Consider the following 19,179-nt stretch of genomic DNA (forward strand, 5'->3'; position numbering starts at 1 on the left):
AAATTTAAATAATTTCAGTTAAGTAAATCTGCGGTTTTTCCTGCAGTTTTTCATCAATTAACTTTCCGAAATCCTGAATGTAAGATTGTTGATTGTGTCCAGCCAAACCTTCTTCGCTCTTCCAGATTTCGTAGAAAGTGAAAAGATTTTTATCTTCAATTCCCTGATGAAGCGAGTATAATTCGTTGGCTTCTTCTTTTTGAGTTTTTATAACCATATTTTGGAGAACCTCTAAAACTTCTGTTCTGTGTTCTTCTTTGGCTTTGATAATTGCGGTTAAGTAAATTTTCATTAGACTAATTGGGGTTTTAATTCTTTTTCGAAAACTGTTTTCAAATGATCTCTGTAAATGGTCATGTCGCGATCAATATTTGCATTTTTTTCCACATCGTGAAAGTGAAAACTCTCCATTTTTTCTAAAGAAACGAAAGCATTCATTCTATGAAAACCGAAAAGAGGTCCGTTATCAACACTTGTTTCGTTGAAAAATTCTCCGGGAAGTGTGAAAGCGGTTTCGGGTGCATTCCAGCTTGTGGTGACCATATATTTTCTTCCGCCAAGCATTCCGCCAGTTCCATAATTGATCTGTGGATTGTCTGAAGTTCTGCCGTCGCTCATATAAATTCCTTTTGCGTGACCTGCCGTGAAAACTTCGTCAATATATTTTTTGAAACCGTTCGGCAACTGAAACCACCAAATTGGGGTGTGATAAATGATAAAATCTGCCCAGACGAACTTTTGAACTTCCTCGTTTTCATCATAGCCTTCGTTGATATTTGAGATTTTTATTTCTACATTTTCAAATTCATTTAAGACTTGTAAAGTGTTGTCTGCAATCGTCTGATTATATTTCCCTCCGGAATGTCCGAAGTTTTGTCCGCCGTTAATGATTAATACTTTTTTCATTGTTGTAATGATTGTTTAAATTTTATGATGCAAAGTTATGAGTGATTGATCTATAATAAAAATCATATAAATTATAGTTTAGTATTATAATTATGATATAAAAAATGTCAATTTTCAAAAACTTCCCACTAACTTTGTCGGAAGAAATTGGCAAACAAAATTCACTTGGCAGACAGATCAATCTAATTTGACAATTAAGTGCAAAGCTAATTCACAATTCACACTCAAATTATGGTAAATTTAGAATGGTACCGAACCTTTAAAGCGATCTATAAGACAGGAACATTGACGGGAGCGGCAGAATCTCTGTTCATCTCACAACCTGGAGTAAGTTTGCATCTAAGTTCTTTGGAAGCTTATGTAGGCTATAAATTGTTTGACAGAACAGGAAGAAAAATGATTCCAACTGAAAGAGGGAAGGTTTTATTTAATGCAGTTTCTGATCCATTGACAAGATTGGAAGATGTGGAAAAAAACTTTCAGAAGTCAACAGAAAAACATACTCCGACAATCAGTGTGGGAATGTGTTTTGAGACTTTCCAGACAACTTTGGAACAATATGTTTCTACATTGCCTTTTAATCTGATTATCAGTTTCGGCGAATATCCGGAAATGCTGGATCAATTGGATAAAGGAATTTTAGATTTAATTATCACTCCGAAAAAAGGAACTTCACCCAATATTTTACATGAAGCATTTTCTTCTGAACAGATTATTTTAGTGGGCGGAAAAAATGTTGATACAGAAAGTTTCAGAGAAACTTTAGATTCAAAAGGAATTGAACACGCTGAAGAATGGTTGAAACAGGAAAAATGGTACGGAACGACAGGCGATATGGAACACCTTTTTCAGTTCTGGATTCTAAATTTCGGTCATAAGCCAAACTTCCGTCCGAACTATATTGTTCCGAATTTAAATTCAATTATTCGATGTCTGAAAGGAGGAACCGGATTGGCCGTAATTCCTGATTTTTTATGTAAAAGTGAAATTGAAAGTGGGGAGGTAAAAATGATCTGGGAAGGTGATAAAAAACTGGAAAACACATTGTATTTTGGTTGTAGAAAAAAAACAATGTACCAACAGGAAATTGACCATATCAAAGGTTTGTTCAGGCAGATCATGGGGAAAATTAATTAGGAATTAGGAATTAGGAATTAGGAATTAGGAATTAGGAATTTTCAAATAATATTTTAAAATTAAAAACAAGCAATTATGCAGCAAAAAACATATACAGGACAGCCTGTAATTACGTTAAACAACGGAGTTGGTATTCCGGCTTTAGGTTTCGGAGTATGGCAAATGGAAGATTTGAAAGAGTGTGAAAATGCGGTCATCAAAGCAATCGAAACGGGTTACAGAATGATTGATACGGCATCGATTTACCAAAATGAAACTGCAGTTGGAAATGCAATAAAAAACAGTGGCGTAAACAGAGATGATCTGTTTATCACTTCAAAACTTTGGGTTCAGAGTCATGGTTATGAAGAGTCAAAAAGTGCTTTCCAGAGAACTCTTGACAGATTACAGCTTGATTATTTAGATATGTATCTTATTCATTGGCCTTTTGGAGATTTTCTGGGAGCCTGGAAAGCATTGGAAGAGCTTTATCACGAAGGGAAAATCAAAGCAATTGGTGTTTGTAATTTTACAGTTGAAAAATTGGAAGAATTAAAAGCAAATTCAACGGTACTTCCTGTGATTAATCAAATTGAATTGCATCCGCTATTCCAGCAAAAAGAACTTCAGGTGTATGACAGAGAAAATAATATTGTAACGCAACCATGGAGCCCGCTTGGAAACGGAAATGCAGGACTTTTAGACAATCAGGATTTAAAAAATATTGCAGAGAAATATAACAAAACTGTTGCTCAGGTAATTCTGAGATGGCATTTGCAGGAAGGCTTTTGCGTGATTCCAAAATCGGTGACACCATCAAGAATTGAAGAGAATTTCAATGTTTTTGATTTTGAATTATCAGAAGAAGAAATGAATGTTGTTCGTTCTCTGGACACCGGAAAAAGATTATTTTTTGATCCGAAAGATCCGGCTTGGGAAGAAAAAATGCTGAATTCTGTTGCGGATATTTAAACATGGAAAAAGCTTTAAAACTTACTGAAAATGAAACAATATTGTTATTGATTGAACATTTAAAACATAAAGGTTGGATTATTGAAAGTTATTGTTTAGGTCAAACGAGAGGATGTGACATTGTTGCAATAAAACATGACGAAAAATTTTGTATTGAGGTAAAAGGAGCCAGAGCAGATGATAATTCTCCAACTAAGAGAAGAGAATACTTCAACAGCGGGCAAATAAAAACGCATTTTGGTAAAGCCATTGTTAAGATTTTATCCGATAAACATTTGAACCCGAATTCTAAGTTTGCTATTGCTCATCCAAATGATGATGATATAATAAGATCAATAGGAAATTTGACTCCATACCTTCGCAATTTAGAGATTAAGCATTTTTGGGTTTCCCAAACTGAAATTATAGAAGAAAATTAATTAAAAAATTTTTAGAATGTTTTCACTAAATAGCATTAGTAAAAAACTCAACATAAAATATCCCATCATTCAGGCTCCGATGTTTGGAGTGAGCACGCCCGAAATGGTAGCATCAGCAAATAAAGCGGATTGTTTGGGATCTTTAGCTTTGGCAGATCTTTCAGCGGAAAAGTCAATTCAACTGATTCGAGAGACAAAAAAACTGACAGATAAACCTTTTGCCGCTAATATATTTGTTCACCAAATTCCGGAAATTACAGATTCTTTGAAGTTGAAATTTATTGAAACAAAACAATTTATTGAACAACTTGCCAGAGAAAATAATATTGAAGTCAGTCTTCCGAGTCTTGAAGAAATCAAATTAAATTCTTATCACGAACAAATCGATGCAATCGTTGATGAAAACTGCAAAATTCTGAGTTTTACGTTTGGAAATCTTGATGATAAAAGCATTCAAAAATTAAAACAAAACGGAGTTACAATGATCGGAACTTGCACTTCAGTTGAGGAAGCTTTAGTTCTCGAAAAATCAGGAATTGACATCATTTGTGTTCAGGGAATTGAAGCTGGAGGTCACCGGGGAAGTTTTGAGGCAGAAAATATTCCGCAGATTGGCGGTTTGTCATTACTGTCACAGGTTTATGAATCTATGCAAGTTCCGTTGATTTATGCAGGAGGAATTTATAATGCAGAAACTTTAAAAGCCTCAAAAGAATTGGGAGCACATGGTTTTCAGGTAGGAAGTATTTTGTTGGCATCCCAGGAAAGTGCTTTGCGACCGTTTGAAAAAGAATTTCTTAAAAATGCAAATGAAAAAGATATTGTTTTAACCAAAAGTTTTTCGGGACGCTACGCAAGAGGAGTTCAGAATAAATTCATAAAAACAATTGACAATTCTGAATATATTTTGCCTTATCCTTATCAGAATAAACTGACCAATGAGTTGCGAAAGATTGCAAGAGCTCTGGAAAATGCTGATTTTGTCAATATTTGGGCTGGACAATCGCTGCATAATTATAGTGAACTTTCCACAGAAGAAATTTTGAATAAGTTGATTGTAGACTGTCAATAAAAAGCAAAAATCCTTTCAAATAGAAAGGATTTTTTTGTTCTTAATCTAAAAAAAATTTTTAAGCCAATTACTTATCTCGTCAGATCCAAACCACCAAAATTGCCCGAACTCATCATCATATAAACTCCCTGAGTTTTATCTAGTAAATCCCAGTAAGCATGAAGTTCTTCTGCATTCGTGAAAACTTTTAGATTTTCATTTTTAAACATTTCTTTGATCAATTCAGGTGAAATTGGTTCCATTCTTTTAATCTTTAAAGCATCTTCAGAATAGAAAACAATGGCTTCATCCAAACCATCCATTGCGTGGTCGTATTGTTCCAAAAATACAGGATTTAAACTTGAATAAGTGTGTAATTCAAGAAAACCGTATTTTTTTTCATTTTTAAATTGCTCACAGAAAGCTTTTACCACAGCTTTGACTTTGCTTGGAGCGTGCGCGAAATCTTTATAAAGAATTCCTTTATCTTCTCTTTCTACTTTTTCAAGACGTTTTGAAGCGCCTTTAAAACTCATGATTGCGTCATAAAAATCTTCATCCATGATTCCCAAAGTGTGACAGATATGTCTTGCTCCTTCAAGATTCAACAAGTTATGCGCTCCAAAAACAGAAAGCGGAATATCTCCCATTTCGGTTTTTAAGTGAACTTTTCCGTTTACGATTTCGTATTCAGGAGTTTTGTATGGGATTTTTCTGAAATAATTTTCAGCATTTTCCACCACTTTTACGACTTCAGAATCTTCTTCATTATAAACCAAAACTCCGCCTGGAGTAATACTGGCAACAAATTTTCTGAACTGCTCAATATAATCATCAAAAGTTTTAAAAACATTGATGTGATCCCATGCAATTCCGCTCATTAAAGCGATATTCGGTTGGTACAATAAAAATTTTGAACGCAGATCGATAGGAGAGGAAAGGTATTCGTCACCTTCCAACACCATAAAATCGCTGTCTTCGGTCAGTTTTACCATACAGTCAAAACCTGCAAGCTGTGCTCCCACCATATAATCAACATCTTTCTGATGAAAATTCAGAACGTGAAGAATCATTGAGGTGATCGTCGTTTTTCCGTGAGAACCTGCGATGACAACTCTTGTTTTAGTTTTTGACTGTTCGTAGAGAAATTCAGGGTAAGAATATATTTTTAAACCTAATTCTTTTGCTTTTGCCAATTCAGGGTTGTCCTGATGAGCGTGCATTCCGAGAATTATAGCATCAATGTCTGAAGTTATTTTTTCAGGAAACCACCCCAATTCTTCGGGAAGAATTTCTTTTTTGGCAAGTCTTGATTTTGAAGGTTCAAAAATGGCATCATCTGAGCCTGAAACTTCATATCCTTTATCTTTTAACGCAATAGCAAGATTGTGCATGGCGCTTCCGCCGATAGCAATGAAATGGGTTTTCAAATTTATTGAGAGTTTTTTACGTTTTTACTGATGATTTGCTGAAAAGCATCGACAACTTGATCCCAGTTTTTCTTATACTGAGGCATGATCATACCTGCATCTGTTTTGTTGGCACTGTTTTCACCATTTTTTACGTTGATAGAGACTGCAACGCGGTCGTATACTTTTTTGTGATCTTCTGCGATATGTCTGAAGTTATTCTGGGTCAGAATCTGATTTAAATTCTGAATTTCTTCGGCAGTAAGTTTAAAATTAGTTTTTATTTTCTTTTCCTGACCTTCGAAAGAATAATGTACGTCATTACCTTTGATTAAAAGATTCTCGTAGATCGGTGCATAGCCTCCACTTTTTGAATAACTGATATCAAAATCTGAATAGACTTTCTGGCTGTTGCAAGAAACAATAATCATAATGGCAAATAATATTGCTATTAATTTTTTCATAATGACTTTAAATTTTTAAGGATTGGGTTGTTCAGATTTTTTTGCTTTTATTTCTTCGTCATACGTATGCAAAACGTTGAAATCTTCTGTCTGCTCAATGGCAGTCATGATTTTCAAGAGGATCTGCTGTGCGTTTTCTGCGTCGTAATCGATGTCTAAAGGTTTTTTAAATTCCATGGTAGGTTTTACTCCGGTAACTTTTACACGAAGTCCTTTTTTATCAAACGCTCTTCTGAACCCGTTTATTTTAATTGGAATAACAATTGGTCGCTGATTTTTAATCAATTTAGCTGTTCCTTTTCTTCCCTGAGCAAATGCTGCAGTTGTTCCTTGAGGAAAAGTGGCTACCCAACCATTATCGAGGGCTTTCATAATATTATCAATTTCACCCAAATCAACCATTCTGTTGACGTTTTTGCCTTCTGCTCTCCATGTTCTTTTTACCGTTACAGCTCCAGCAATTTTAAAAATTTTTGGAAGAATACCTTTATTCATGGTTTCTTCGGCTGCAACGTAATAAAAGTCAACTCTTGGGTTTAGAAGATAGATCGGATTTTTTATTGTATTTAAATAACCATTATTCACCGCACAAAATGCATGATACATCGCTGCAACATCGGCAAAATAAGTCTGATGATTGGATACAAAAAGTACATTAGAATCTGGGAGGTCGACCAAATGTTCTGTTCCGGTAATTTTTAATTTGTTGAAACCATTAAATCTTCTGTAGGAAACAATTCCCAGAATAAATATGATAAACCTTTTTAAAAAATAAGGAGTGCCGAACGAATCGGTAAATATGTTCTTCTTCGCCATTTTTTAATTAAACATAATATCTGCAAAGTTACATTTTTTTAATCAACTGGCTGAATTCGCTGAGTATCATTGCCGTTGCGCCCCAAATGATATATCCGTTGAAATTGATCACAGGAACTTCTTTTCCGCCTGCACCAGGCAATGCCATTATTTCAGGGGAATCAGGAAGATTGAGAAATGATGTGATCGGAAATTCAATCACTTCTACGGCTTCACTTTCCTGAAGGATAAATTCAGGATTTCTTCTGGAATAAGAGATATACGGATAAACATAAAAATTACTAGGTGGAATGTAGATTGGCGACATCTCACGAATAATTCTGACGTAAGGTTTTTCTAATCCAATCTCTTCTGATGTTTCACGCACAGCGGTTTCTGCAAAATCACGGTCGTATTCTTCGCGTTTTCCGCCGGGTAAAGATATTTGTCCACTGTGCCTGTCGCGCTCATTTTCTGTACGTTGAATGAGTGGAAAAAACCATTCATTGTCTCTCAGATACAAAACGATATTTACGGCTGCAAATTTCGGATTTTTTTCCAATATCTGCTCGTGCGTGAAAACTGCACGGTATGGTGGGGAGAAAACTCCATGGGCATTGGCACCCGCGAGTTGGGCTTTTTTGATTTTTTGTAGTAAATCTTTTCCAAAACTTTCCATATCTCAAATTTACTAATATATCTTATAAAAAGAAACAGATGACGATGTTAATTAAGTATAATTTTTAGACAAATTCCTTACCGTATTTATACTGGTTGTTTAGGTAACTGATCCTAATGATACCACAATACCAGAAACAGTTACGATTTGAACTGTATCTGATGATATTTGAAATTTACCCTTTTTTGATGGTTTTTAGGGATAACGAGAGTTCTACATTTGTATCATTAACCAATAAAAATTTTACCATGAAAAAATTAGTAACAGGAGCATTTGTTGTTTTATCAGCAAGTTTCGCTTATGCGCAAAACAGTGACAATACTGTAAATCAGACGGGAACCAGTAATACTACTGCAGTCACCCAACTCGGACTTCAGTCTTACGGTAACGAAAACGTTTCTAATCAAACAGGTACTGCAAACTCAGTGAATGTATATCAAAGAAGTAACAGCGCCCGTAACAAAGCAGAAACTACTCAGAACGGAACATTGAACGTAGCTAGCGTATCACAGGGACAAGGTTTTTCTGCAGGTGGAGTAGAAGTTGTTCAGGATCAGGATGGTTTTAGAAACCGTGCAACTGCAACACAGCAATTCTCTTACGGGTCTAAAATGAACCAAACTCAGGAAGGAGTTCTAAACACTGCTACTGCTACTCAAGGTGGAGGAGACGTGAGATCAAATATTTCTCAAAATCAGGATGGTAATTTTAATACTGCTACAGCTTCTCAAAGCCAGGTAGGATATACTCGTCCAAGTGGAGTTTTTAGCACAGCAAATGATATCAGCCAAATTCAGGAAGGTAATGCAAATACTGCTACCGCTACCCAAGTCGGATATCTTAGTGAATTGGATCAGGATCAGGACGGAACCGCAAACAGCGCTACTTCTACTCAGACTGGGCCTAGACACAAAACTACTCAAAACCAGGATGGAAATGTAAATATTGCTTCAAGCACACAGACTGGAACTCATCAAACATCATCTCAAAATCAAGATGGAAACTTAAACCGTGCTACTTCTACACAATCTGGAAATGACCATTCTTCATCACAGTCTCAGGATGGAAATCTAAACCGTGCAACTTCCACACAATCTGGAGGTTCTTCTTGGTTGGTACAATCTCAGACAGGAAACAGCAACGTTGGTTCTGTAAACCAATCTGGAGGAACCTACAACGGAGCAATGCAAATTCAAAGCAGTAATAATAACAATGCATCAATCGATCAGGTAGGAAGCAGTAACGGAGCCGGACAATACCAAACAGGTTTGAGAAACAGAGCAGAAACTGATCAAACCGGAAATAATAACTTAGCAGATACTAATTCTAACGGTAATGATAACGAAGGCTACATCGTTCAAAACAACAACTACAATAAGGCCGAAATCGATCAGATCGGAAATGATAACTACGCAAGCGGAACACAAAGTGGAACTTCTAGCAGCGCAGCCAACAGCAACAGTATCAAAATGTACCAAGATGGTAACGACAACAGTTCAACAGGTGTACAATCCGGAGGAAGAAGCAATAGTTTAGTTTCAAACCAATACGGAAACATGAATTTACTAGATAGTGAGCAAATCGGTAACAGCAACACAGCTACAGTTAATCAAGGTTCATCTTCTATGGATGCAAACAATAATGAAGCATTCGTAATGCAAAACGGTACAAGCAATACTCTTACTTTAAACCAAATGTCAAGCGGAAATACTCATACATCTACCCAAATGGGAAGCGGAAACACAATTACTGTAAATCAATAATTCGTAAAAAACAATTCTTTTAAACATAGTGTATAGGAGAGTAAATTTCCTATACATTATTTTAAAAAAAACTAACGGCTAAGCATAGAAAACCTGTTGAAGCCAGATTTTCAAAGTAATAAAACCGTTATTTACAACGAACATTAATTTTTCATATTTATACATTTAGGAGAGACTTCGGTTTCTCCTTTTTTGGCTAAAATAATTCTCCGTAGAAACACGGTAGTGTATAACGGCAAACCGTGATTTTCATTTCATCACCGTTTAACGTGTTTTGTATAGCACGGTATTCCATTACCTTTAAAAAAAATAAAAATGAAAACCTTTGAAAAAATATTTATTACCCTTGTACTTCTTTCAACGATGTTGGCGAAGTCACAACAGGTAGACTGGAATCGTATCAACAGTGAAACAGCAATTAATATAATCAATGCACAAAATACAGATCCGTCATTACAGACTTCTTCAGTTTCACAGGTGGTACAAATTGGAGATTTAAACAACGCAGATCTGCGGATCAATTCGAAGACCAACATTATGGTGCAGCAATTTGGTGATCAAAACAGTATTTATTTTAATAATGCATTTTCGTCAAAAGAAGCCAAAACTGCAATTACCACACAAGGAGACAATAATATTGTAGACATTACAGGCACCAACAGTATTTCTGACAAAATGCATCTAAATGTACAAGGCGATAATATGGCGGTCTTTATGCGAAATTATTAAACTGGCAATTATGAAAAATTTCGTACTTTATAACTTTCTTTTTGTTTTCTTATCTGTTTTTATTTACGGACAGGAAGACAAAAAAATAGTTGCAAAAATTGAGAAAGAAGCCATAGAAAAGCAGTTGAAAATTAAAGCATTAGTCAATAATAATACTTCTACCTATCAGGAACTGAATTATCTTTTGATTTCTATTAAAAAAGGAGCAGGCGGAAATCTTTCCAATAATAAGCAGAGCGGAAAATTTTCAATAAATCCGAATGAAAGCAAATCTTTGTCGGAAATGAGTGTGAATCTGGAAAAGGGTGATGCCTTAAAAGCATTCTTATACATTCGGGATGAAGAGACACAAAAACTCATCGCCAAAGACAGTCTAGAGATCAACCAGGATTTTTTTAAGAAAACAGTAAGTATCATAGAAAAAGAAGAAGCCTTCGAACTCAGCGGATTGACGATTGACGATACCAAAAGCAAAGTCGGAAAAGATTTTTATGATTTATTTTATATTCAGTATAATCAGATTCCGGACAAAAGCAATTCAGCGATTACGATTACAGAACTTCCTGCGAGAGGAACGAGCGGTCAGATCAATATTCAGATTGATGATAAAGTGATCTATAGTTTTATGACCAATCCCAGTGAAGATTATTTGAAAGAACAACTTGATTTTACACTCAGATATATTAAAGATTTCAACTCCCGAAAGAATCTTATTAAAAACGAATTCATTTACTAAAACTAATTACCATGAAGACTCTTTTAATAACAACCCTCTTTTTTTTAGGATTTTTTCAGGCTAAATCTCAACAGCTTGTCTACAAACCGATCAATCCTGCTTTTGGAGGTGACACCTTCAATTATCAATGGCTGCTAAGTTCTGCAAGTGCCCAAAATCAGTTTGATAACAAAGACGGAAGCAATCTTACGGGAAATTCCGGTTCATTGAGCAATTTCACAGACAGTCTGAACCGACAAGTTTTAAGTGAGCTTTCGAGGAAATTATTTCAGGATCAGTTTGGTTCGGGAGGTGTACAAGCCGGAAATTATATGTTTGGCTCCCTCTATCTTCAGATTACCAATACTGCTCAGGGAATGATGATCAGTATTTTGGATACCAATACAGGAGAGCAATCCGAGATTGTAGTTCCGAAATAAAAAAAACTAATAAAAGAAACTAAACATGAGATTTTTTACTACTATCAGAATTTTTTTCTGGATACTCTTTGCGTATGTACTGCAATCTTGTGGTACAGCAATGAGTTTTACTTCGAATAAAGAAGTATCAACGATGGGAGAAATCACTTCTCACACAGCAGAACTGAGAAATTTACCTCTACCTAAAGAAAAAGTGGTAGTTGGTGTGTATAAATTCAGGGATCAGACCGGGCAATATAAACCTTCTGAAAACGGAGCCAACTGGAGTACCGCAGTGCCACAGGGAACAACAACCATTCTTATTAAAGCCTTGGAAGACAGCAGATGGTTTACACCGATCGAAAGAGAAAATATTGCCAATCTTCTCAACGAGAGACAGATCATCCGATCTACAAGACAAGAATATTTAAAGGATGTTGACAAAAACAGTCAGGCTTTACCTCCTTTATTATACGCTGGAATGCTTTTAGAAGGTGGAGTGATTTCATATGACAGCAACGTCATGACCGGCGGAATTGGAGCAAGATATTTCGGAATTGGAGCTTCATCACAATACAGACAAGACAGAATTACCATTTACCTTCGTGCAGTTTCTACTTTAAATGGTGAAATTTTAAAAACAGTTTATGTTTCTAAAACTATTTTATCTACAAGTATCAACGGAAGTTTCTTTAAATATATTGATACAGAAAGATTAATGGAAGCTGAGGTTGGCTTTACACAAAATGAGCCTATTCAGCTTGCGGTAACAGATGCTATAGAAAAAGCTGTTAAATCATTGATCATTGAAGGTATAAAAGATAAAATCTGGGGGAAATCTTTGGGAGATCTTGCAGATTATCAAAAACTCGTTGATGATTATGATCTAGAAACCAAAAAAAATTCAGACAGACAGATTGGAAATATTTATCCGACTGCAGAAAGATCAAAATTTTCGATTTTTGGGCAGGTAGAAACCAATCAGGTGAGAAATGATTATGTAAATCCCGTTGCTCAGTTTGGATTGAAGGGCGGAATCAAATATTTTTTCGATAAAAATTTCAACATTGAACTTAGTGCTGCTGCGTACAGATTTGAAAATGAAAATATTTTAAGACGTACATTCATTTCTCCCGAGCTCAATTTAGAATACTTTATGTTACCGAAATACAAATTTTCACCATTTATTTATGCAGGAGTAGGCGCCATGTTTTCGACAGAACCTCTGAGATACAAAGCTCAATTTGGTGGCGGCTTCGAGTATTTGGCATTCAAAAATTTAGGAGTAAGAATATCTTCCCAATATGATTTGGGATTCAGTGACGACTGGGATCTCTTAATTAACGGAAAAAGAACTGATCACGCTTTGAGATTCGGATTGGGTCTTAATTTATATTTAGGCAATAAAAAATAAAAACTATGAAAGCTTACATTAATATATTGATTCTTTTGATTACCTTTTTTTCCTTCACCTCGTGTAGCGAAGAATTGGTAGATCAGGCGCAAACCGGGGTTTTGCGTGGAAAAGTTGTGAAAAAAGGAACAAATCAACCGATTGTAAACGCAAAGGTTTTCACTACACCAAGTACGCAGACTACTTTTAGCGATAAAGACGGAATGTTTGAAATAAAAGATATTCCTGCAGGAAATTATTCTGTAAAAGCCGAATTGTCGGGTTATATTTCGAGTTTTCAGGCGGTAAATATTCAAAATGAAAATCAGGTTGTTACCATTGTTTTTGAAATGGACGATGACGATTCTTTAAATTCACCACCTTCTGCACCAACACTATTGAGTCCAATCGACAATGCAGTTAATCAACCTTTAAGTGTACAGTTGAGTTGGAATGCGACTGATCCTGATAAAACCGACAGTCTAACTTACAAATTGACCGTAAAAAATAATATCAATACAAATATTATTCAGGTAAATGATTTGAAAGTAAAAACTTATACGTTATCAAACTTACAGTTTGGTGTGAGCTACTTTTGGCAAATTTCTGTTTCAGACGGTATTCATTCTGATGTTTTGAGTCCTGTATTTAAATTTACTACAAGTACAACTCCTGCAAACCGTTATCATTATGTGAGAAAACAGAACGGAAATTTTATAATTATGTCAAGCGACGTTCAGGGAAATAGCTTTCAACTTACGAATGTTTCAAACAGCAGTTGGCGACCAAGAAAAAATAATAACGCAGGATTGATTGCTTTTTTGCGAAATGATGCAGGTGGAAGTCATATTTTCACAGCAAATCCGGATGGTTCCAATATTTTTAAAGTAACTCAGATTCCCGTTGCAGGATTTAACCAGGATGAATTAGATTTCTCATGGAATACATCAGGAAGTGCATTTCTTTATTCAAATTTTGATAAGCTTTATAAAATTAATAAAGACGGAACAGGTCAGCAATTAATTTATACAACTCCGGACGGAAGTCTGATTTCGGAAGTAGACTGGAGTTACGATAATTCTAAAATCGCTGTAAAAACCAATAACTTTAGCGGTTACAATACCAAAATCTTCATCATTGATATGTTGGGCAATGTTCTGCAAAATGTTTTTTCAGCATCAACAGGCGCGACGGGCGGACTCAATTTCTCAATCGATGGTCAGAAACTTCTTTATACACATGATGTTTCGGGTTATCAGGATTCCAACTACAGACAGCTAGATTCTCATATATTTATTTATAATCTTGTCAATAATACGATGATCGATGCTTCGTTACAAAGTGACAAGCCAATCGGGACCAATGATCTCGATCCAAGGTTTTCACCAAACAATTCACAGATTATTATGGTGAATACAAGCAACGATAATGTTTCTCAAAAAAATATTATGGCAATCGATCTGAATAACACCGGAGTAGATTTTACCAGAGCAATTTTATTTTCCAACGGAGAAATGCCGGATTTTGAATAAATTTTAAAAATGAATATTGCAAAAAAAAATCAAAACCCGATCAGGGTTTTGATTTTTTTTATTTTTAGGAAATCTGTTTTTAGCTGAAGATATTATTTTCCATTGCATATTTTACTACACCCACTGAGTTTTTTACATTGAGTTTCATCAAAATTCTTTTTCTGTGCGTTTCTACGGTATTGATGCTGATGAAAAGTTTTTCTCCAATATCTTTACTGCTGTGACCGTCGCAAATCAGACGAAGAATTTCCAGTTCTCTTCTTGTCAGTGGCTCTTTGATGTTCGGACTTTGTTTTTCCTGTTCGCTACTGATGAAGTTGATCATCATTTTTTTTGCATGCTCGCAGATGTAGATTTCATTCAGGGAAAGTGCGTGAACAGATTTTATAAATTCATCATAGTTGCTGTTTTTATCAAGATAGCTTTTGATGCCTTTATTAAATAATTTGCGGATCACAATCACATCATAAGAATTACCAATTACGATGATTCTTACTTTACTGTCTTGCGAAATAATTGTTTCTAAACATTTATAAAGATCGCTTAGCAATAAAATATTTGAACTGATCATTAAAAATTGTGGGGAATTGTCTCTAACATGATTATATAAATCTTCACAAGTGTTAAAAACGTCTACGGAACTAAAAATTTTATCTTGTATAAGTAATTTAGAGAGACCTTCCGTGTACAGAAGCGGCTCATCAAGAATTGCTAAATTTGGTTTCATCGGTTTCTAGTTTTCAGTATATAAATATACAACAAAATATGGGTATTTGCAGTGAAAAAACGTAAATTTTTACCGAAAAATGCAATATAAACGAAGTTATTTTGTTTTTTCCGTAATTATACGGTATCAAAATCAAGCATTTGTGATTTATATATTCTAAATAATATTTTGCTTGATACTAAACCTAATATTAGTGCGGTATCACGGAGATATTCATAGTAATTAATATTTCAGGTAGGGATTTATTATTTTGAATATTCAGTAAAATTTAATAAATAATTCTTCCAGGAATAAATTAAATTAATAATGTGTTTTTGAATAAAGAAAAACCTCCAGAAAATCTGAAGGTTTTGATGTGTTGTCTTAATTAGAATATCCGCTTAATTCTTCTTTTTTCGAATTGTAGATCTTGTATTCTAAATATTTAAAAGAATCCCTTGGGATAATAGTGACCCATTTTTTGTATTTTATAAACCATTTCATCTGGATGCTTTTCAGAAGACCTTTTGTAAGGTAAGCTTCTACGAAAGGATGTACATGCAGATAAAGTTTACCTTTTTCTTTCTGCATAATGGTTCTGATGGTGTCTCCCATTTTTTCAACAATGACGATCGGTGCTACGATTTCTCCGTCTTTGTTGGGGTTTTCTTCTTTTGTATCGATTTGTTTTTCCGGACGGTTTCTTTGTCTGGTGATCTGTATCAGTCCAAATTTACTTGGAGGCAGAATCTTATGACGCGCTTTATCACGGCTCATTTCTATTTTCAGATGTTCAAACAAATCTCTTCTGTGATCGGGATTGGTCATGTCGATGAAATCTACAACGATGATACCACCCATATCTCTGAGACGAAGCTGTCTTGCTATTTCTGTTGCCGCCATTTTGTTCACATGCAGCGCATGTTCTTTATTGGCAGTATTTCCGGCAGTAATATTATTTCCGGAGTTGACGTCGATTACGTGCAATGCTTCTGTGTGTTCTATCACAAGGTAAGCACCCTTTGAACTTGGAATATTTACGTGTTTTCCGAAGCTTTGTTTAAGCTGCTTTTCAACGTTATAATATTCGAGGAGAGGAATATGAGAGTCATAAAACTGAACGATATTTTTACGTTCCGGAGCTATAACTTCCACATAATTTTTCATTTCTTCAACCATTTGTTCGTCGTCACAAAAGACGTTTACAAAATCCTGATTGAAGTTATCTCTTAAAATAGACGAAGCTTTATCGTCTTCACTCAATACTTTTGACGGGACTTTATTTTTCTGAATATTCTTAAAAGTATTTTCCCATTTTTGAATCAGTTGATTCATATCATTGTGAAGATCAGCTACCTTTTTCCCTTCGGCGACTGTTCTGATGATGACACCAAAACCTTCAGGTTTTATACTGTCGATCAAAGTTCTCAATCTCACTTTTTCCTCGGAACTTCCGATTTTTTTTGAGATAGAAACTTTATTATCAAAGGGTATTAAAACCAAAAAACGTCCCGTAAGAGAAATCTGTGTAGAGATTCTCGGTCCTTTTGTAGAAATCGGTTCTTTGGTAATTTGTAAAAGAACAACATCATCCTTTGCGATGATTTTGTCAACCGTTCCGTTTTTGTCAATTTCGGGTTGTATTTCGAAACTTTTTAAACTTGAGGCATTCTGCTTTTTTGAAACAGTGTCTTTTAAAAATTTTTTATAAGTAAGATACTGTGGCCCAAGATCTTGATAATGCAAAAATGCATCTTTATCGTATCCGATGTTTACAAATGCTGCATTCAGATTGGGAGCCAGTTTTTTTACTTTTCCTATGAACAAATCTCCGACTACAAAATCATTTTTGTCTTCTTCCTCATGAAGTTCACATAGTCTTCCGTCCTCCAGCAAAGCAATCTTTGTAAGCTCATCTTCATGCGAAACTATTAGTTCTTTCTTCATTTTGTTATAAGATAATTTTTTTATTGATTTAAAGATGCAAGAGTTTTCTTGATTTTAAAATTAATAATTATAAAGATAATTTATTGAAATTTTAATAATCTGATCAACTCAAAAACGCTCTGAAATCATATGGTAACAAACAAAAATATAGTCAGTGATTATTAAATAATTTAAAAACACCAACTATATTGTTATATGAAAAATCCCGAAGGAAAATTATTTTTTCTTATGTCTGTTCGCTCTTCTTCTTTTCTTTCTTTTGTGTGTTGCAACCTTGTGTCTTTTTCTTTTCTTTCCGCTTGGCATAATGTTAAATTTTTTGTGTAACTAGTTAATATTCAATTGTTATTCTTATTTTACTGCAACTTTAGTTTTTACTTTCTCCACAAAAGATTTTGATGGTTTGAAAGCTGGAATATTGTGTGCAGGGATTTCGATTGCAGTGTTTTTAGAAATGTTTCTTCCCGTTTTAGCTGCTCTAGTTTTAACGATGAAAGAACCAAACCCTCTTAAGTAAACATTGTCTCCATTATACATAGAAGTCCTGATCTCCTGCATAAAAGCTTCTACAACTTTCTGTGTTTCATTCTTTTCTGTTCCCAATTTATTTGAGATGGTGTTTACCAATTCTGCCTTTGTCATTTCCTTTTTTAATTTTAAATTTTAGGTGTGCAAATTTAGTTAAAAAAAATGAATAGAAGCAAATTAGTAGAGAAAATATTTTGCTTAAGAGACTGACAATTTTATATTTAGTCTAGTATTATGACACGAAAAGAGTGTTTACATACTCGAATTATAGTATCCGTTTTCTACACAGAAGCGGATGAGGTGCAGTTTTGTTTTCAAACCCAGCTTTTCCGTAAGTCTGTTGATGTAGGTATCAATTGTTCTCGTACTGAGATTGAGTTTTTCACCTATCTCTTTGTTACTGAAGCCTTCATAGCAGAATTTCATCAGTTGAATTTCGGTTGGAGAGAGTTCTTCCTGACTCTGTTTTTGCCTGTTCATATATTCCTGAACGGCTAAAGGCTGCTGTTTCCAGCTTTCAGAATACGCTTGATAATCAAAATCCTGGGAAGTGATCTGCCCTTTGATAATATCTTTAATAATATTGCTGTTTTTTTGACAATAATAAATATTCGGGATTTTCTCTAAAATTTCAGCCATGTCTTCCTGATAAGTTCCGGAGTAGGTGATGATCGGAGTTTCCTGATTGTTTTTGCGGATAAATTTAATGGCTTCCAAACCACTCAAAACCGGCATGAAAAGTTCTACAATGAAAACATCTTCCTGTTTTCTGTAAATCCTGCTGATCAATTCATGACCATTGTTGCAGTCATTGAGTAGCATATTGAAAGGGTTTTCCAACAGCATCTTTATCATTATTTTTTTAAAATAAAAATCGCTGTCTGCTATAGAAAACCGAACCGTATTGGTCAGTACTTTAGTCATTTTATTTTTTGTGATTTGGTAGAGATAAAATAAAATTTGGTTCACTAAAGTATGAAAATCTTTCGGATTTCAAAATTAAACTTAACATTAAATAATTGTAAATACGTTGCAAACTCGATATTTAATTTTGTACATAAGTATTTTTTTTCTATTTTCACATTCCAAACCAAATCACAAGTATGTCTGTAAATAGAGATAAAAAATTGAACAAATCCGATGTCAGGATGGGTATCTGGAAATTTATCCTCTCGTTCATCGTTTTATCCTTAATTTCTTTTTGCGCCGTTTTTTTCTTTTTTAAAAGTTACCATACCCAACGCAAAGGAATGGAAACTGAAGCTGATAAATACTCAGAACTTCGAGGTCGCAGCAATGTCTTGAATATAAAAATCGACAGCATTCATCATCTGATGACACTTTTAGATATCAATAAAGTGCAAAATGATATCCAGCTCCGCAAACAAATTACCGAAGAACTTTATGATGCAAGAAGCATTATGGGGCAAGACAGTGTGGACAATCTGAGGCATTATGCAGTCTTATTGAAACATATCGGACCCATGCTTGATCTTAAAACAAAAATCATCAGCGTTGCCAATCAGAAGGAATATTACAGAAGCCAATTGATGAGATGTCAAGGAAAAAATGCGGGGGTCAGAAGAGAATTACTGGTAGATCCCACAAGGAAATTCACAGGAAGAAGAAGGTAATT

At 34.7% G+C, this 19,179-nt stretch carries 21 protein-coding genes; 11 read left to right on the forward strand and 10 right to left on the reverse strand.

Annotated features, from left to right (window positions below; genetic code table 11):
* Nucleotides 1-4: 4 nt before the first annotated feature.
* Both NZ698_RS17640 and NZ698_RS17645 read right to left on the reverse strand, forming a co-directional pair.
* Nucleotides 5-292 carry a putative quinol monooxygenase gene (locus tag NZ698_RS17640; RefSeq protein ID WP_263004563.1) on the reverse strand — a complete coding sequence of 96 codons (288 nt, stop codon included), beginning with the start codon at nucleotides 290-292 and terminating at the stop codon, nucleotides 5-7.
* Nucleotides 292-906 carry an NAD(P)H-dependent oxidoreductase gene (locus tag NZ698_RS17645; RefSeq protein WP_263004564.1) on the reverse strand — a complete coding sequence of 205 codons (615 nt, stop codon included), beginning with the start codon at nucleotides 904-906 and terminating at the stop codon, nucleotides 292-294. Before NZ698_RS17645 ends, NZ698_RS17640 begins: the two co-directional genes overlap by 1 nt.
* Before the next feature lie 231 nt (nucleotides 907-1,137).
* On the opposite strand from NZ698_RS17645, the gene NZ698_RS17650 reads away from it, so the two are divergent.
* From NZ698_RS17650 to NZ698_RS17665, 4 genes are all read left to right on the forward strand, one after another.
* Nucleotides 1,138-2,043 carry a LysR family transcriptional regulator gene (locus NZ698_RS17650; RefSeq protein WP_263004565.1) on the forward strand — a complete coding sequence of 302 codons (906 nt, stop codon included), beginning with the start codon at nucleotides 1,138-1,140 and terminating at the stop codon, nucleotides 2,041-2,043.
* A 75-nt stretch (nucleotides 2,044-2,118) separates the two neighbouring features.
* Nucleotides 2,119-2,994: an aldo/keto reductase gene (locus NZ698_RS17655; RefSeq protein ID WP_263004566.1), complete on the forward strand. Its 876-nt coding sequence runs from the start codon at nucleotides 2,119-2,121 to the stop codon at nucleotides 2,992-2,994.
* Between the two features lie 2 nt (nucleotides 2,995-2,996).
* Nucleotides 2,997-3,413: a hypothetical protein gene (locus tag NZ698_RS17660; RefSeq protein WP_263004567.1), complete on the forward strand. Its 417-nt coding sequence runs from the start codon at nucleotides 2,997-2,999 to the stop codon at nucleotides 3,411-3,413.
* Nucleotides 3,414-3,429: 16 nt separating this feature from the next.
* Complete coding sequence (locus tag NZ698_RS17665) at nucleotides 3,430-4,485, forward strand: NAD(P)H-dependent flavin oxidoreductase (protein ID WP_263004568.1); 1,056 nt, start codon at nucleotides 3,430-3,432, stop codon at nucleotides 4,483-4,485.
* A 71-nt stretch (nucleotides 4,486-4,556) separates the two neighbouring features.
* Here the strand turns inward: NZ698_RS17665 and NZ698_RS17670 are convergent, their stop codons facing one another.
* Genes NZ698_RS17670 through NZ698_RS17685 form a run of 4 tightly spaced genes read right to left on the reverse strand, consistent with a single transcriptional unit; the run spans nucleotide 4,557 to nucleotide 7,811 of the window.
* Nucleotides 4,557-5,894, reverse strand: a complete 1,338-nt coding sequence (locus NZ698_RS17670; RefSeq protein WP_263004569.1) for a UDP-N-acetylmuramate--L-alanine ligase — start codon at nucleotides 5,892-5,894, stop codon at nucleotides 4,557-4,559.
* A 2-nt stretch (nucleotides 5,895-5,896) separates the two neighbouring features.
* Entirely contained in the window at nucleotides 5,897-6,337 is a 441-nt protein-coding gene (locus NZ698_RS17675; RefSeq protein ID WP_263004570.1) for a hypothetical protein, read from the reverse strand.
* A 15-nt stretch (nucleotides 6,338-6,352) separates the two neighbouring features.
* On the reverse strand, nucleotides 6,353-7,153 hold the full coding sequence (locus NZ698_RS17680) for a lysophospholipid acyltransferase family protein (RefSeq protein ID WP_263004571.1): 801 nt from the start codon (nucleotides 7,151-7,153) through the stop codon (nucleotides 6,353-6,355).
* 28 nt (nucleotides 7,154-7,181) lie between these two features.
* A complete protein-coding gene (locus NZ698_RS17685) occupies nucleotides 7,182-7,811 on the reverse strand; it encodes an NUDIX hydrolase (protein WP_263004572.1) in 630 nt (209 codons plus the stop codon).
* A 248-nt stretch (nucleotides 7,812-8,059) separates the two neighbouring features.
* On the opposite strand from NZ698_RS17685, the gene NZ698_RS17690 reads away from it, so the two are divergent.
* The 6 genes from NZ698_RS17690 (at nucleotide 8,060) to NZ698_RS17715 (ending at nucleotide 14,362) form a co-directional block, all read left to right on the forward strand.
* A complete protein-coding gene (locus NZ698_RS17690; protein WP_263004573.1) occupies nucleotides 8,060-9,574 on the forward strand; it encodes a hypothetical protein in 1,515 nt (504 codons plus the stop codon).
* Nucleotides 9,575-9,889: 315 nt separating this feature from the next.
* Nucleotides 9,890-10,303 carry a hypothetical protein gene (locus NZ698_RS17695; protein WP_263004574.1) on the forward strand — a complete coding sequence of 138 codons (414 nt, stop codon included), beginning with the start codon at nucleotides 9,890-9,892 and terminating at the stop codon, nucleotides 10,301-10,303.
* Between the two features lie 10 nt (nucleotides 10,304-10,313).
* A complete protein-coding gene (locus tag NZ698_RS17700) occupies nucleotides 10,314-11,039 on the forward strand; it encodes a curli-like amyloid fiber formation chaperone CsgH (RefSeq protein WP_263004575.1) in 726 nt (241 codons plus the stop codon).
* Between the two features lie 11 nt (nucleotides 11,040-11,050).
* A complete protein-coding gene (locus NZ698_RS17705) occupies nucleotides 11,051-11,458 on the forward strand; it encodes a curli assembly protein CsgF (RefSeq protein ID WP_263004576.1) in 408 nt (135 codons plus the stop codon).
* Nucleotides 11,459-11,483: 25 nt separating this feature from the next.
* Nucleotides 11,484-12,851 carry a CsgG/HfaB family protein gene (locus NZ698_RS17710; RefSeq protein ID WP_263004577.1) on the forward strand — a complete coding sequence of 456 codons (1,368 nt, stop codon included), beginning with the start codon at nucleotides 11,484-11,486 and terminating at the stop codon, nucleotides 12,849-12,851.
* A 5-nt stretch (nucleotides 12,852-12,856) separates the two neighbouring features.
* Entirely contained in the window at nucleotides 12,857-14,362 is a 1,506-nt protein-coding gene (locus NZ698_RS17715) for a carboxypeptidase-like regulatory domain-containing protein (RefSeq protein WP_263004578.1), read from the forward strand.
* Nucleotides 14,363-14,441: 79 nt separating this feature from the next.
* On the opposite strand, the gene NZ698_RS17720 is transcribed toward NZ698_RS17715, so the two are convergent.
* The 4 genes from NZ698_RS17720 to NZ698_RS17735 all read right to left on the reverse strand — a co-directional run bounded on the left by NZ698_RS17720 (nucleotide 14,442) and on the right by NZ698_RS17735 (nucleotide 18,467).
* A complete protein-coding gene (locus tag NZ698_RS17720) occupies nucleotides 14,442-15,089 on the reverse strand; it encodes a response regulator transcription factor (RefSeq protein WP_263004579.1) in 648 nt (215 codons plus the stop codon).
* Between the two features lie 363 nt (nucleotides 15,090-15,452).
* Entirely contained in the window at nucleotides 15,453-17,015 is a 1,563-nt protein-coding gene (locus tag NZ698_RS17725) for an Rne/Rng family ribonuclease (protein WP_263004580.1), read from the reverse strand.
* Nucleotides 17,016-17,366: 351 nt separating this feature from the next.
* Entirely contained in the window at nucleotides 17,367-17,657 is a 291-nt protein-coding gene (locus NZ698_RS17730; protein ID WP_034674127.1) for an HU family DNA-binding protein, read from the reverse strand.
* A gap of 138 nt (nucleotides 17,658-17,795) precedes the next feature.
* Nucleotides 17,796-18,467 carry a response regulator transcription factor gene (locus tag NZ698_RS17735; protein ID WP_263004581.1) on the reverse strand — a complete coding sequence of 224 codons (672 nt, stop codon included), beginning with the start codon at nucleotides 18,465-18,467 and terminating at the stop codon, nucleotides 17,796-17,798.
* Nucleotides 18,468-18,646: 179 nt separating this feature from the next.
* On the opposite strand from NZ698_RS17735, the gene tssO reads away from it, so the two are divergent.
* Nucleotides 18,647-19,177, forward strand: a complete 531-nt coding sequence (gene tssO / locus NZ698_RS17740; RefSeq protein ID WP_263004582.1) for a type VI secretion system TssO — start codon at nucleotides 18,647-18,649, stop codon at nucleotides 19,175-19,177.
* Nucleotides 19,178-19,179 lie beyond the last annotated feature (2 nt).

It is taken from the genome of Chryseobacterium edaphi (assembly GCF_025628985.1).
Taxonomy (GTDB): domain Bacteria; phylum Bacteroidota; class Bacteroidia; order Flavobacteriales; family Weeksellaceae; genus Chryseobacterium; species Chryseobacterium edaphi.

What these genes read in the sequence shown, in the direction of transcription:
- NZ698_RS17640 (WP_263004563.1), bottom strand. Translation starts at nt 292, where the DNA reads ATGAAAATTTACTTAACCGCAATTATCAAAGCCAAAGAAGAACACAGA.
- NZ698_RS17645 (WP_263004564.1), bottom strand. Translation starts at nt 906, where the DNA reads ATGAAAAAAGTATTAATCATTAACGGCGGACAAAACTTCGGACATTCC.
- NZ698_RS17650 (WP_263004565.1), top strand. Translation starts at nt 1,138, where the DNA reads ATGGTAAATTTAGAATGGTACCGAACCTTTAAAGCGATCTATAAGACA.
- NZ698_RS17655 (WP_263004566.1), top strand. Translation starts at nt 2,119, where the DNA reads ATGCAGCAAAAAACATATACAGGACAGCCTGTAATTACGTTAAACAAC.
- NZ698_RS17660 (WP_263004567.1), top strand. Translation starts at nt 2,997, where the DNA reads ATGGAAAAAGCTTTAAAACTTACTGAAAATGAAACAATATTGTTATTG.
- NZ698_RS17665 (WP_263004568.1), top strand. Translation starts at nt 3,430, where the DNA reads ATGTTTTCACTAAATAGCATTAGTAAAAAACTCAACATAAAATATCCC.
- NZ698_RS17675 (WP_263004570.1), bottom strand. Translation starts at nt 6,337, where the DNA reads ATGAAAAAATTAATAGCAATATTATTTGCCATTATGATTATTGTTTCT.
- NZ698_RS17680 (WP_263004571.1), bottom strand. Translation starts at nt 7,153, where the DNA reads ATGGCGAAGAAGAACATATTTACCGATTCGTTCGGCACTCCTTATTTT.
- NZ698_RS17685 (WP_263004572.1), bottom strand. Translation starts at nt 7,811, where the DNA reads ATGGAAAGTTTTGGAAAAGATTTACTACAAAAAATCAAAAAAGCCCAA.
- NZ698_RS17690 (WP_263004573.1), top strand. Translation starts at nt 8,060, where the DNA reads ATGAAAAAATTAGTAACAGGAGCATTTGTTGTTTTATCAGCAAGTTTC.
- NZ698_RS17695 (WP_263004574.1), top strand. Translation starts at nt 9,890, where the DNA reads ATGAAAACCTTTGAAAAAATATTTATTACCCTTGTACTTCTTTCAACG.
- NZ698_RS17700 (WP_263004575.1), top strand. Translation starts at nt 10,314, where the DNA reads ATGAAAAATTTCGTACTTTATAACTTTCTTTTTGTTTTCTTATCTGTT.
- NZ698_RS17705 (WP_263004576.1), top strand. Translation starts at nt 11,051, where the DNA reads ATGAAGACTCTTTTAATAACAACCCTCTTTTTTTTAGGATTTTTTCAG.
- NZ698_RS17710 (WP_263004577.1), top strand. Translation starts at nt 11,484, where the DNA reads ATGAGATTTTTTACTACTATCAGAATTTTTTTCTGGATACTCTTTGCG.
- NZ698_RS17715 (WP_263004578.1), top strand. Translation starts at nt 12,857, where the DNA reads ATGAAAGCTTACATTAATATATTGATTCTTTTGATTACCTTTTTTTCC.
- NZ698_RS17720 (WP_263004579.1), bottom strand. Translation starts at nt 15,089, where the DNA reads ATGAAACCAAATTTAGCAATTCTTGATGAGCCGCTTCTGTACACGGAA.
- NZ698_RS17725 (WP_263004580.1), bottom strand. Translation starts at nt 17,015, where the DNA reads ATGAAGAAAGAACTAATAGTTTCGCATGAAGATGAGCTTACAAAGATT.
- NZ698_RS17730 (WP_034674127.1), bottom strand. Translation starts at nt 17,657, where the DNA reads ATGACAAAGGCAGAATTGGTAAACACCATCTCAAATAAATTGGGAACA.
- NZ698_RS17735 (WP_263004581.1), bottom strand. Translation starts at nt 18,467, where the DNA reads ATGACTAAAGTACTGACCAATACGGTTCGGTTTTCTATAGCAGACAGC.
- tssO (WP_263004582.1), top strand. Translation starts at nt 18,647, where the DNA reads ATGTCTGTAAATAGAGATAAAAAATTGAACAAATCCGATGTCAGGATG.